We start from the raw sequence: 14,891 nt of genomic DNA on the forward strand, positions 1-14,891 counted from the left end.
TGTACGATTGGAGAACAAAATGATTTCTATAATTATGTCAACATATAAAGAAGAAGAACGCCTTCTTCGTGAATCGATTGAATCAATACTTAGTCAATCTTATAAAGATTTTGAATATATCATTATTCTAGATAATCCTGAAAATGTAGTGCATAAACAAGTTATTTCTGAATATGAACAAAAAGATAAAAGAATAAGGTTTTATATAAACGAAAAAAATATGGGACTTACGAGTTCTTTAAATAGAGGATTATCACTTGCCAAAGGAGAATATATCGCAAGAATGGATGCGGATGATATTTCACTACCAGAACGTTTATCATCTCAAATTCAATACTTGACAGGAAATAATTTTGATTTAGTGGGTGGAATTACACAAATGATTGATGAAGATGGAAATGATATTTACTCCATTCAAAAAGTCCCAACTGATTTTGAAAAAATAAAAAAATGTTTAAAATATGGACAAGTGATTGCTCATCCTACTTGGCTAGGAAAAAGAGAAGTTTTCGATACTTTACATGGCTATCGTAAAATGCCATTATGTGAAGATTTCGATTTTACTTTAAGAGCTGTTTTAAAAGGATTTAAAGTGTCTAACATTGATAAAATAGTATTGAAATATCGCATGACAAGCCAAAGTATTTCAAGAAATAATTTATTTGAACAATATTTATATATGCGTTATATCACAAATGAATATGCTCATGGATCTGTAGCTTCTATTGAAGATGCAAAGAATTATGTACAATCACATAACAATGAAAAAGATGCGAGAAAATACGCAAAAGCTAATGTGATTTTTAATGAGGCACTTCAAAATCTTACGGATAAGAAATTAGGATCTTTTATTGTGAATGGGTTTAAATTGTTGTTTAGTTCTAAATATTTTTTAAATAAAATTTATCGATTTATGATGTTGACTTTAAATAGTTAAATTAGGGAAGGGTTATTAATGTTTACTAGTTTAAAAAATAAAATTATTAATGTAGACGAATCTAAAATGTATCGACGTGCTACATTTTGGAATATGATAGCTAGCGTTTTAAATTCTATAACATCAGCTGTATTGTTGTTTTTTATAACACGCTTTTGTGGTGTGGAATACGCAGGGATTTTTTCTATTGCATCAGCTATCGCATACCAATGTTTATCGTTAGGAAATTTTGGAACAAGAGGATTACATGCTTCGGATGTTAAACATGAATATGATTTCAATGATTATTTTTATTTACGATTGTTTTCATATTTTCTACTATTCTGCATGTTAATATATTATTCTTTTTTATCAGGATATTCGCATGAAAAAGCACTAATTGTTTTTTCTTTTGGATTATTTAAAAGTGTAGATGTATTAGAAGATTTGTATCATGGTGAATATCACCGTAATGAGAGATTGGATATTGCTTCTATTTTATTAACATTTAGATATATAACATCTATTGTATCTTTTATTCTATCAATTGTAATTACTAGAAATTTATTGTTTTCTTGTATCATTACGACAATTTTAACATTAATTATATTTATACTTTCAAATAAAGGATTCATTTCATTATTCTTTAAAGATAAATACAAATTTAATTTCATTAAGTTTAAAAGTTTACTTTTAATCCTTATTCCAATTGTAATCACAAACTATATTAAATTATATATTACCAATGCCCCAAAATATTCAATTGACAGATGTTTAGGTGATGTTCAACAAGCGTATTTTAATGTTTTATTCATGCCCGTTTTTGTGATTAATTTAATGAATGATATTATCTTTAGACCATACATTCCTAAATTCTCTATTATGTGGAATGATTCTAACTTTAAAGAATTCAAGAAAATGGTGGTTAAACAACTATGCATTATTTTAGGATTAACATTAATTGTAATAGTTGGAGGTTATGTTATTGGCTTAACTCTTCTTGAAATTATATATCAAATGGAACTTCATACTTATATGAGTCAGTTTATTTTACTTCTTGTAGGTGGAGGAATGAGTACGGTATGTAGTTTCTTGATTTTCATAATGACAATACAACGAGAACAAAAAAAGATGGCAGAAGTTAACATATTTGTTTTAGTGATTTGTCTTTTATTCTCTGATCAATTAATTTCAACACTAGGAATAAGTGGTGCGGTAGTACTTTATTTATTGCTTAATTTTATTCCTATGATTTGTTTTGCGATAATTGTAGTTCGCAAATATTATAAACAAAAGAAAGGAACGGTTATTAATGAATAATCCTATAGTAAGTGTCATTGTACCTGTATATAATTCAATAAAATATTTAAATACAGCGGTTGATTCTATTTTGTCACAAGATTTTGCTTCATTTGAGCTTCTACTTGTAGATGATGGATCGAGTGATGGAAGTGAACATTTATGTGATGAAATTGCTCAAAAAGATAGTCGTGTTAAAGTTATTCATAAAGAAAATGGTGGGATGTGTTCAGCACGTAATGTTGGACTTAAACAAGCTAAAGGAAAATATATTTTATTTTGTGATAACGATGACATTTATTTACCACATTTGATGAGAGATAATGTTGCTTTAGCTGAAGAAAATACTGCTGATATTGTAAAATATTCTCGATTAAGGGTCCATATTGATAATGGAAATAAGACAGAAGAAAAATATATTTACCAATATGAACCTTGTGTTTTAAGTGGTGAAGATATTTATGCTAAATATAGTATTCAACGTAATATTAGTTCAGGTGTTTGGTGTAATCTTTATCGAAAAGATATCATTTTAGAACATAATATCTTTTTTCCAGAAGACTTTAGATTTGGATACGAAGACATGTATTTTAATATTGAATATTATAAATACGTAAATAAGGTTGTTTTAAATCCAAAGGTATATTATCACTGGATTCAAAGGGATAATCATAGTACAACAAAAAAATTTTCTGAAAACTTTATTTATGCTTTGGAAGTATGTCTTGAAAAAGAATGGAGTTTTATTAAAGAAACTGATATTGTAGAACAATATAAGGGAACATGGGAAGATATTCTAACAAATTATTATGTGTTTGGATATTATTTGGCTCTTCAAAATCCGAAAGCACCTTATACTAAAAAACAAAAAATTGAGAAATTAAAGAAATTTAGAAACCAAGAATGTTTTAATGTTATTTCAAAAGAAAGTATGAAGGCTTTAAAAAAATTAAATTTCAAAAGATATCTAATTTTAAATTTATTCTTAAAAAATTATCATTCATTGAATATGCTTATAATGGATTTTTATTCTAAACATGTTTCTAAAATTGTCTAAGGGGTTTGTATGAATCAAAATTTAAAAAGATTAAAAGAAATTGAATTAAATATGTTAATATCATTTGATGAAATCTGTCAAAAACACAATCTTAATTATTTTTTAGCAGGTGGTACCTTTTTAGGGGCAATTCGACATAAAGGGTTTATCCCTTGGGATGATGATATTGATATTGGAATGCCTAGAAAAGATTATGAAAAATTTTGTGAATACGCAAAAAAGGAATTACCAAACAATTTAGTATTACAAAATTTTGAAACAGAACCCAATTGTGGATTAGTCTTTGCTAAGATTCGTAAGAAAGGAACTACTTTATCAGAAGTGTATTCACATCATATTGATATGAGTCAAGGTGTTTGGATTGATATTTTTCCATTTGATAATGTACCAGATGATGAACAAGAAAGAAATAAAATGAAAAATAAAGTTCTGTTCTATAAAAATTTATACATTATCAAATGTGGATATAAGAATCCAAAACCAGATAGTACACTTTATAAAATAATGTACTTTATATGTAAAATAATCGTTAAATTTATTTCAAAAGATTGGCTGATTTGTAAATTAAAGAGTTTAATGACTAAATATAACGATACACAAACAAAGTATGTATATCCATATGGAGGAGCTTATCCTAAAAAAGATATGCTTGAATACGATTTAGTGTCACACTTAGAAAAAAGAGAATTTGAACACCACGAGTTTTTAACTTGTAGTGATTATGATAAATATTTGAAACAATTATATGGAGATTATATGCAACTTCCACCTGAAGACAAAAGAACAAGTGGTATGCATAACATATATGAAATAAACATAGAAGGAGAATAACATGAATGTAGCATTGTTAACGGCAGCGGGTAAAGGAACAAGAATGAGACAAGACATTCCTAAGCAATTTATGCATATTAATGATAAACCATTGATTATTTATACATTGGAAGCATTTCAAAATCATCCTAATATCGATGCGATTTTAGTTGTTTGTTTAGATGGATGGCATGAAGTATTGAGAGCCTATGCAAATCAATTTAATATCACAAAACTAAAATGGATTGTTTCAGGAGGAGAAAGCGGACAAGATTCTATCCACAATGGTTTAATGAAACTAAAAGAAGAGATTAGCGAAGATGATATTGTTTTGATTCATGATGGAAATAGAGCTTTAGTATCTTCTGAAATTATTTCTGACAGTATTGCACAATGTAAAATTCATGGGGGAGCGGTTTCGGTTATTCCTTGTACAGAAGCTGTTTTAAAAAGTGATAATGGTGAAACATCAAATACTTCGATTCCAAGAAATGATTTATTTAGAACACAAACACCTCACACATTCCCATTAAAAAAATTGTTATGGGCCCATGAAGAAGCTAAAAAACGTGGTATTACGAATTCCGTTGCGACTTGTACTTTAATGGTTGAATTAGGAGAAACAATTTATTTTTCAAAAGGATCTGAAAAAAACATGAAGATTACAACGGTTGAAGACATTGATTTATTTAAGTCATTATTAAATTCAGAAAAGGAAGCTTGGTTAAAATAATGAATGCACTATTTTATACAGATTTAGAAAAGTTTTATGTAGATTCTTTATTTGAACATTTTAAAAATTCATCTTTCTTGGTTACAGGAGCAACAGGGATGATTGGATCTGCCTTAGTTGATTATCTTGAAATGCTTAATAAAAAAGGAGCTAACATAAAAATATATTGTTTAGTCCGCTCAAAAGAAAAGGCACAAAAACGATTTAGTGATTATAACGATATTGAGTATGTTGTTCAAGATGTAACTCGACCTTTTACTTTAAAAGAAAAAGTAGATTATATTGTACATGCAGCAAGTAATGCCAGTCCCAAATTGTATTCAACACAACCAGTTGAAACCATTACAGGAAATTTCTTTGGAATGTATAATGTATTAGAATACGCTAAGAACAATGATATAAAACGTGTTTTATATGTTTCAAGTGGAGAAATGTATGGAGTTGCACAAGATGGTATGACAAGTTTCTATGAAGGTTATGTTGGACCAGTTGATTATTCAATTTCAAGAAGTTGTTATCCAGCAGGAAAAAGAAGCAGTGAAGTACTTTGTCAGTCATATATTGATGAATACAATTTGGATTGTGTTATTGTTCGTCCTTGTCATGTATATGGACCTACGATGACAAATGCGGATACAAGAGCCATCTCTTCCTTTATTAGAAATGGTGTAAACCACGAAAACATTGTCATGAAAAGTAAAGGAGAACAAGTACGTTCTCATTGTTATGTTTTTGATGCTGTAAGTGCAATGTTAACTGTATTATCAAAAGGTAAAAACGGTGAAGCTTACAATATATCAGGTGATCAGTCTGTTTATTCTATAAAAGAAATGGCTACTATGATTTGTGAAAAAGCTAATTCACAGTTGGTTTTTGATTTGCCAACTGAAACTGAACAAAAAGGATTCTCAAAAGTTCCTCTAGCTGTTTTAGATAACACTAAACTAAAAGAATTAGGATGGCATTGTTTATATAGCTTAAAACAGGGAATTGAAGTCACAATTGATATTTTAGAACAATAATTTCATTTTGCTATAACAAATAGAGTGGTGTTTAATATATCACTTTTTTTATTTGCCTATTAAAATAAATTAATATATTATCTTCTTAAGAGAACTACTCATCTATTAAATTTTAATATTTTCTTATTCTTCTCTTTTTGCACATTCCCTTGTTTTTAAATGATTCAATTCAATTTTTATTCTTTTTCATTCCTTTTTTTAATTGTCTTTTTATATACCCAAAAATATCCGTGATATATTCGATTGGAATTATTTCTTATGTTTTAAAAAAATATATGTTTTAAGCCTTTTTATAATTGACAAAGGTATACGAGGGGGGTAAGATTTCTGTGTTAAATTTTAAGATGGGGGTAAAGAATGAAGAGTATTAAAAAATTATTAAGTTTAATATTGTGTCTTTCTTTTTTCAGTATTCCTATATATGGAAACGAATATAAAGATTGGACAAATGATTCTGATTTTATTGTAAATTTAGAAGAACAAAATGATACAAACTTATCTTTTTCAATTTATTTTAATCAAAATCATCCATCAAAGGATGATACTGCATCTATTCAATTACCAACTGCGTATATGAATTTTGAAAATATAAGTGAACCTGTTGAAATTTATTCATATAAGTTTGGTGATGAAAACAATGAAGCACAAGAAATAATTGGATCATATACTATAAATAATGGAATTGTAGATATCATTTTCACAAATGATGAAATAGATTATTCTTTGATTTATGGTTTGATTCAAGTTAATGGTTCATTTAAAGAAGAAGCATATAATTCTACAGTTTCTTGGAAATTGAACAACAATTCAAGTGCTTCATTAATGTTACCAACATGTACTTCTGAATTATTATTAGACGAAGAATCAGAAAATGATTCACAGTGTGATGTTTTATATCAAAGTCATGTTCAACGTATAGGATGGCAAGACTATGTTAAAAATGGACAAACCTCAGGTACGCAAGGACAAGCTTTAAGAATGGAAGCTATTCGTATTAAATTATCTGACACTGATTTAAATGGATCCATTCAATATCGTAGTCATGTTCAACGTATAGGATGGCAAGATTGGAAAAGTAATGGAGAATTATCTGGTACAACAGGGCAAAGTCTTAGATTAGAAGCAATTCAAATCAAATTGACAGATGAATTAGCACAAAAATACGACATATATTATCGAGTGCATTCTCAAGGATTTGGATGGCTAGGATGGGCTTGTAATGGACAAAAAGCTGGAACCGAAGGATATTATAAGCGCATGGAGGCTATTCAAATTGTTTTAGTAGAAAAAGGAAAACCAGGATATGAAGTAGGGAATAGTTTTGTTTCCGCATATGAAAAGGGACTTGTGACATATCAAGGTCAAGTGCAATACAATGGTTGGATGAATCCAGTTGCAGATGGTCAAACATGCGGAACAATTGGTGAATCAAAACGATTAGAATCACTAAAAATTCATTTAACCGATGATATTGATGGTGGTATCGAATATCGAGCACATGTTCAGAATATTGGTTGGCAAAATTGGGTCAGTGATAATGAAATTGCTGGAACGGTAGGTCAAGGAAAACGTGCGGAAGCGTTCCGAATTCGATTAACTGGAAAAGCGGCAGATTTGTATAATATTTATTATCGTGTTCATGTGCAATCATTTGGATGGTTAGATTGGGCATCCAATGGTCAAAAAGCTGGAAGTGAAGGATTTGGGAAACGCATCGAAGCCATAGAAATCAAACTTGTAGAAAAAACTAGTGATACGATGATTACTGGTGGAGCTTCTTTCATAGATAAACAATCGGTTGGTAATATAACTTATAGTGTACGATTTAATGATCAGTGGCAAGAACAAAAGAAACAAGGAAATGTAGCGGGTGATCTATCACAAAATTTATATGGATTGAAGTGTGCGTATAATGCGAATACATTAAATGGTGATATTTCTTATTCACTTTATTCGACATCTGATGGTTGGCAAAAGGCATCTAGTGGAAATGAATGTATCGTTTCAAATAAAGTAGAAGCAATAAAAGTTTCATTAACAGGTGATTTAGCAAAATTCTATGATGTATATTATCGCACGAATGTTCAAAATTTTGGCTGGTTAGGATGGGCTAAAAATAACCAAGTGGCTGGAACAACTAAAATTGATCACGCCATCAAAGGAATTGAAATTCAATTATGTTTAAAAGGAAATTCACCATATCAAAATGCTAATTATTATCGTGAAACGATTAGTCAAGCACAACAATATGCGCATAATGTAAACCAATCACTTGGAAATGATTTACGTAAAGCATTTAATTATGCGAAAAACTTTACATATTCACGTTATGAACCAGCTGACTACAACTCGTATGGAAGCGAAAACTACGCAGTTTATGGATTTAAGAACAGACGAGGGAATTGTTATGTAATGGCAGCAGCCTTTACATATTTAGCACGTGATTTAGGTTATGAAGCTTATCAAGTAGGAGGACGACAAGGTTCTTATAATACACCACATTCATGGGTGGAAATTGTTGTTGATGGAACTACATATGTATGTGATCCTGACTTTGAAAAAGAATTAGGAAGAAATGGATATATGATTCGATATGGTTCTTCAGGATCATTAAAATATCATGATTATTCACGAATGAACTAGGGAGGATAAAATGAAATTATTAAAAACACTTTTGATGGCATTTGCTTGTTTTGGATTAGTACTAACTGGTTGTTCTACAACAGAAGAACAAGAAGAAGTTGTAGAGTTAAAAACAATTGGTGAAAAAGTTGAAGGAGAAAATGTATATCAAGTTGAAATTAAAAATGCAACTGGAAAAGACATTGTAGGTTTTTCGATTAAAACGGATACGATGGATGACTATTCCGAAAACATGTTAAAAGAAGATGATGTATTTGTTGCAGATGAATCTCGTATGTTATATTATGATGCAACTAATGATACAGAAAAGTCTGATTCAACTTTGGAAACAACAACTGAATATACAATTAAAGTTTCTTTTGGAACAGATGATTTTGTTGAATTGCACGCTTTCCCATTTGCCGATACCACAAAAGTTTCTCTAAAATTAACAGATGATGGTGTAGGATATATTACATATACTTCTAAAACTGATGATGCGAAAGTTTCAACACAAGAAAGTGAAGAAAAAATTATTGAAGATAAGCAAGTGGCGGCTGAACAAGCACAGGAAAATATTGAATCAGTACCACAAGTTGAACAATATCAAGAACAACAACCTCAAGTTGATTATTCACAATCTGCTCCTGTTGTACAAGAACCAGTGCAAGATAGTGCTAGTTCGAGCAATGAAGGTTGTTTAGGAGATAATGTTGATACATGGTAGAAACTAAAAAAATAGAATCATTCCGATACATGCGAGTTTTGGCATGCATCGGAATTGTTTTGCTTCATTTCTTAAATGGTGCAATTGGTTTATATGGAACAGAAATCACAGTGAATCAATACATTATTTCAAAATGTATTTTGAACTTACTTTTATGGTGTGTTCCCATTTTTGTAATGATTACCGGTGCATTATTGTTAAATCCAAAAAAGGAAATTAGCTATAAAACAATTTTTTCAAAATATATTTTAAGAATTATTAAAGCATTGTTATTCTGTGTTATTATCTTTGGTATTTTTGATTGTATTACACATAATGAAGCAATTAGTTTTGGATGGATTAAATCAATTATTTTGAACTTTTTTCAAGGAACAAGCTGGTCACATTTATGGTATCTATATTTGATTATAGGACTATATTTGATGTTGCCTATTTATCGATTAGTAACCAGATCAGCAAGTGATAAAGACATAAAATACTTATTAATTCTTTATACAATTTTCTTATCAATGATTCCAATATTTCAAGTATTTGGATTCGATATAGAATTTTATATTATGGTATCATCAATTTATCCTTTATATTTCTTTTTAGGATATGCGATGCACAATAAGATAGTTAACATAAAAAAAGAACAATCCATTATATTGTTGATTCTTTCAACAATCGGAATGATTGTGACAACTTATTTTGAAACTAAAAATGGGTTAGATTTTTCGACCCTAACTAATTATTCGTCTATATTTGTGGTAGTTCAATCCATTTCTATTTTTAGTTTAATGGAATCCTTTAATTTTAGAAGAAGTTCAATTATCAATTCAATTGATGATAAATCATTTGGTATTTACTTGATTCACATGATCTTTGTACGCTTATTGTTGAAGTATTTACAATTTAATCCATATCAAAATATCGTATTACTTAATTTTATATTAGGTGTTTTAGGAATATTTATAATCTCGTATTTAATTGTGGTGATTTTAAAACATATTCCAATCATCAAGAAATTTATTTAGGTGAAATAATTTTTCACCTTTTTTATTTACTGTGCTATAATCCTTTACGTAAAATTTACAGGTGAAGTATGAAGAAAAAAGTAAGTAAAGTTTTAAATATTGTATTATGGACAGTTCTTGTATTGATGGTATTTTTAGGAATTTTATTAGTTCAAGTAGGAAAATGGGTTCCTGCTACATTTGGAAATATTCCATTTGAAGAAATATTGTATCACTTGATGAGTCCATTAGAAGGAACCGATACAAGTTATGTATCTGATTTTATACGTACATGCCTTCCAGCTCCGATTGTTTTTACGGTATGTTTTTTATGCTTTGTGTTATTCATTCATAAAAATAAGAAAAAGAATTTAGAAGAAGGTACATATTCTAGAAGAAAAAACGCTTTTATTGTATGTGCGTCTAGTATTGGATGCATGATCTGTTGCTTTTTAGGAGCCTATAATTGCTCAGCACAAATTCGCTTAGACGAATATTTATATAACTTAAAACATCCAAGTAATATTTTTGAACAATATTATGTAAATCCTGAAAATGTGACATATTCATTCCCGGAGACAAAAAGAAATTTAATTTATATTTTCTTAGAGTCTATGGAACAAACATATGAAGATAAAGAACATGGTGGGGCAATGGAAGAAAGTTTGATTCCTGAGCTTCAATCCATTCAAGAAAATAATTTAACATTTGGAACCAATGGATTTATTGCTCCTTCATTAAATGGATTTACGGCAGGAGCTATGATAGGAGAAACAAGCGGTATTCCTATTAAAACTAGTGTAAATGGAAATGAATTCATAAAAGAAGATAATTACCTTGCAGGTGCTTATAGTATTGGTGATATCTTAGCTCAAAACGGTTACCACAATGAATTGATGATTGGATCGGATGCTGTATTTGGAGGAAGAAAATACTACTTCGAACAACATGGAAATTATGAAATTGTTGATTATGGATCTGCCATTGTCAATGGATGGATTCCATCAGATTATCGTGTCTGGTGGGGATACGAGGATATTAAATTATTTGATTTTGCCAAAATCGAATTAGAAAAGCTATCGAGTCAAAATGAACCATTTAACTTTACAATGCTGACAGTTGATACTCATTTTACAGGTGGATACATTTGTGATGAATGTGAGAACATTTATGATGATCAATATTCGAATGTACTACGCTGTTCTTCTAAACAAGTTGCAGAATTCATTGCTTGGGCACAACAACAACCATGGTATGAAAATACGACCATTGTATTAGCTGGTGATCACAACTGTATGGATACAACATGGTTTCAAGACATTGAAGCAAGTGGTTATGTACGTAAAGAATATTATACAATTATCAATTCACCAATAGCTGTGCAACAAAATAAAACAAGAGAATTATGCACATATGATTTATTCCCAACGACTTTAGCTAGTCTAGGTGTAACTTTTGATAGTCCTAGACTTGGATTTGGTACAAATCTATATTTAGATACACCAACGCTTGTTGAATTAATGGGAATTGATACATTTAATAGCGAGTTATCAAAACAATCCGCTTATTATGATAATTACATACTTAGATAGAATGTCCATGACATTCTATTTTCTTTTTGATACTATATAACAAGGAGGATAAAAAAACATGAATGGAGCGGAAAGAAGAAAACAAATAATTGAATATCTTAGACAATCAAAAGATGCGATACCAGGGAAAAGTCTTGCTTCAATGTTTCATGTTTCCAGGCAAGTCATTGTTCAAGATATAGCGTTATTACGTGCTAAAGATTATGATATTATTTCCACAAGCAATGGCTATTTACTAAATGAAGTATCGAAAGTAAGTCGTGTATTTAAAGTAAATCATACAGATGAACAAACAAAAGAAGAATTAGATTGCATCGTTGATTGTGGTGGATGTGTTGAAGATGTATTTGTTTATCACAGAACCTATGGCATTGTACGCGCTCAATTAGGAATTCATTCACGAAAAGATGTTGAACATTTTCTTGATGATTTAAAAACAGGAAAGTCAACGTATTTAAAAAACGTTACATCAAATTATCATTATCATACCGTTAGCGCACCATCACAAATTGTATTAGATTTAATTGAACAACAATTAAAAAATAAGAACTTTTTAGCCGAATTACAAGACTATGAACCAATGGACATTTCTAAATAAATGGGAATGTCTTTTTAATTGACATCTAACTTTTATAATAGTATCCTTAACACATGTTAATTATTCAATAAGGAGGTATATATGCTTCGTTGTGAAAATATCGTAAAAGATTATCAAACAAGTGAAGAAGTTGTTCATGCTTTAAAAGGTGTTAGTTTATCTTTTCGAGACAGTGAATTCGTATCTATTTTAGGACAAAGTGGATGCGGTAAAACAACATTTTTAAATATTATTGGAGGTCTAGATCAATATACAAGTGGAGATTTAATTATTAATGGTAAATCTACTAAAAATTATGCTGACAAAGACTGGGATACATATCGTAACCATAAAATTGGTTTTGTGTTTCAAAGCTATAATTTAATTCCTCATCAAAGTGTTTTATCAAATGTGGAATTAGCGTTAACTCTAAGTGGAGTAAGCAAAGAGGAAAGACGAAAAAGAGCTATTGAAGCACTGGAAAAAGTTGGTTTGAAAGATCAAATTAATAAAAAACCAACGCAAATGTCAGGCGGACAAATGCAACGTGTGGCCATTGCCCGTGCTATCGTAAATAATCCAGATATTATTTTGGCGGATGAACCAACAGGAGCCCTAGACTCCCATACATCGGTTCAAATTATGGAAATTTTAAAAGAAATCTCCAAAGAAAAATTAGTCATCATGGTTACCCATAACCCTGATTTAGCACAACAATATTCATCTCGTATTATTCGTTTATTTGATGGACAAGTTGTAGACGATAGTAATCCATATGAAGAAGTTGAGACAATTGTAGATGAACATACTGAAAAGAAAACAGTAATGTCATTTATGACTGCTTTATCATTAAGTTTAAATAACTTAATGGCCAAAAAAGCCCGTACGATTTTAGTTTCGTTTGCGGGAAGCATTGGAATTATTGGAATTGCCTTGATTTTATCTTTATCAAATGGAGTTCAATCTTATATTGATGGCGTAGAAAGCGATACGATGACTGCCTATCCAATCAGTATTCAAGCTACGACAATGGATATGACCAGTATGATGGAATCAATGACACCGGATAGTGAAGGAAAAGATGAACAACGTGACATGGATAAAATCTATACTAAGAGTTTTGTCAATAATGTTCTTGAATCCATTGCAAGTTCAAAACAAAATAACTTAACTGAATTAAAATCATATATTGAAAGTGAAGACGGACAAGAAATTCGTAATAATTCACGAGCTATCGAATATTCTTATGGACTAAATTTAAATGTTTATAATGAACAAACAGATAGCGGCTTAGTACAAGTAAGTCCTAATGGATTAATTGATAAATTGGGAATGGGTGATTTAATGAATGCTCGTGCAAGTATTATGTCCTCTACATCCGATGCCAATGAAGTATGGCTTCAATTACCAGATGAAGAAGAATTAAAAAATTCTGAATTTGAATTAATCGAAGGAAATTGGCCTGAAAACTACAATGAAGTTGTCATTGCCGTTGATAAAAACAATAACATTACTGACTATGCACTATATTCTTTAGGAATCTTAAACCAAGATGAAGTGGTTGATTCATATAATAAAATTGTACAAGGATCTTCTTCAGAAGTAAAAACAACCAAAGAAAAAGAAGCATATGCAATGGATGAATTAATGGATACTAAATTTAAATTAGTCTTAAACTCAGATTTATTCGAAAAAGTTAATGGCATTTGGATTGATCGTAGCGAAGATGAAGACTACGTTCAAAAGGTAGTCGATAACGCTACGGAAGTTAAAGTCGTTGGAGTCATTCGTCAAAAAGAAAATACGATGGCAAGTGGAATGCTTGGAGGTATTTATTATTCAAGCGAAATGAGAGACTATGTCATTGATCAATGCGAAAACTCGGCTATTGTAAAAGAACAAAAAGAAAACGAAGACATAAATATTTTTACTGGAAAAGAATTTAGAAATGGTGAAAAACTTGATTTTACTTCTTTAACAGATCAAGAAAAATTAGCAATGTCAATGATGTCACAAGATGAAATTTTAGCGTATATGGAAACATATAACGACAATATTAATGCGACATTGGAATCTAATTTAAAGAAAATGGGAGTTGTTGATTTAGACTCTCCTACACAAATTTCTTTATATGCCAAAGACTTTGATAGTAAAGAAGTTTTATCCGATTGCATTGAAGACTACAATCAAATGCAAGAAGACGCAGGAAATAAAAACAATACGATTAGTTATACTGATATTGTAGGAACAATGATTTCATCTGTTTCAACGGTTATTAATATGATTAGCTATGTATTAATTGGCTTTGTATCGATTTCATTGGTTGTTTCAAGTATTATGATTGGAATTATTACTTATATTTCGGTATTAGAACGTACTAAAGAAATTGGTATTTTACGCTCAATAGGAGCAAGTAAAAAAGATATTTCACATATCTTCAATGCCGAAAGCTTCATAATTGGATTGGCAAGTGGTTTAATTGGAATTGGCTTAACCGTTTTATTGAATTGGCCAATCAGTACCATTGTAGAAGCTAAAACA

At 29.9% G+C, this 14,891-nt stretch carries 12 protein-coding genes; all 12 read left to right on the forward strand.

Translation table 11 applies throughout. The features are described from left to right. The first annotated feature begins 19 nt into the window (after window positions 1-19). Window positions 20-937 (forward strand): glycosyltransferase, encoded by a 918-nt coding sequence (locus ACI313_RS06190; protein ID WP_320607873.1) that lies wholly within the window; start codon window positions 20-22, stop codon window positions 935-937. Between the two features lie 18 nt (window positions 938-955). After that, window positions 956-2,236 carry a lipopolysaccharide biosynthesis protein gene (locus ACI313_RS06195; protein ID WP_439755561.1) on the forward strand — a complete coding sequence of 427 codons (1,281 nt, stop codon included), beginning with the start codon at window positions 956-958 and terminating at the stop codon, window positions 2,234-2,236. Then, window positions 2,229-3,272 (forward strand): glycosyltransferase family 2 protein, encoded by a 1,044-nt coding sequence (locus ACI313_RS06200; protein ID WP_320104458.1) that lies wholly within the window; start codon window positions 2,229-2,231, stop codon window positions 3,270-3,272. Before ACI313_RS06195 ends, ACI313_RS06200 begins: the two co-directional genes overlap by 8 nt. A 9-nt stretch (window positions 3,273-3,281) precedes the next feature. Then, window positions 3,282-4,103, forward strand: coding sequence for a LicD family protein (locus ACI313_RS06205; RefSeq protein WP_320104457.1), 822 nt, complete (start codon window positions 3,282-3,284; stop codon window positions 4,101-4,103). Window position 4,104: 1 nt separating this feature from the next. After that, a complete protein-coding gene (locus ACI313_RS06210) occupies window positions 4,105-4,815 on the forward strand; it encodes an IspD/TarI family cytidylyltransferase (protein ID WP_320104456.1) in 711 nt (236 codons plus the stop codon). Further along, window positions 4,815-5,837: an NAD-dependent epimerase/dehydratase family protein gene (locus ACI313_RS06215; protein WP_320607871.1), complete on the forward strand. Its 1,023-nt coding sequence runs from the start codon at window positions 4,815-4,817 to the stop codon at window positions 5,835-5,837. Before ACI313_RS06210 ends, ACI313_RS06215 begins: the two co-directional genes overlap by 1 nt. A gap of 357 nt (window positions 5,838-6,194) precedes the next feature. Then, on the forward strand, window positions 6,195-8,480 hold the full coding sequence (locus ACI313_RS06220; RefSeq protein WP_320607870.1) for a transglutaminase domain-containing protein: 2,286 nt from the start codon (window positions 6,195-6,197) through the stop codon (window positions 8,478-8,480). A gap of 10 nt (window positions 8,481-8,490) precedes the next feature. Then, the gene (locus tag ACI313_RS06225; RefSeq protein ID WP_320607869.1) at window positions 8,491-9,186 is read left to right on the forward strand and encodes a hypothetical protein; all 696 of its coding nucleotides are present in this window, start codon (window positions 8,491-8,493) and stop codon (window positions 9,184-9,186) included. Then, window positions 9,180-10,202, forward strand: coding sequence for an acyltransferase (locus ACI313_RS06230; protein ID WP_439755563.1), 1,023 nt, complete (start codon window positions 9,180-9,182; stop codon window positions 10,200-10,202). Before ACI313_RS06225 ends, ACI313_RS06230 begins: the two co-directional genes overlap by 7 nt. Window positions 10,203-10,270: 68 nt before the next feature. After that, window positions 10,271-11,773 (forward strand): LTA synthase family protein, encoded by a 1,503-nt coding sequence (locus ACI313_RS06235; RefSeq protein WP_320607868.1) that lies wholly within the window; start codon window positions 10,271-10,273, stop codon window positions 11,771-11,773. Window positions 11,774-11,831: 58 nt separating this feature from the next. Then, window positions 11,832-12,371 (forward strand): transcription repressor NadR, encoded by a 540-nt coding sequence (locus ACI313_RS06240; protein ID WP_320607867.1) that lies wholly within the window; start codon window positions 11,832-11,834, stop codon window positions 12,369-12,371. Window positions 12,372-12,452: 81 nt separating this feature from the next. Continuing rightward, the coding region (locus ACI313_RS06245) for an ABC transporter ATP-binding protein/permease (protein WP_439755564.1) at window positions 12,453-14,891 on the forward strand (2,439 nt) is incomplete at its 3' end.

The organism is Floccifex sp. (genome assembly GCF_051873495.1).
Classification (GTDB): Bacteria; Bacillota_I; Bacilli_A; order Erysipelotrichales; family Erysipelotrichaceae; genus Floccifex.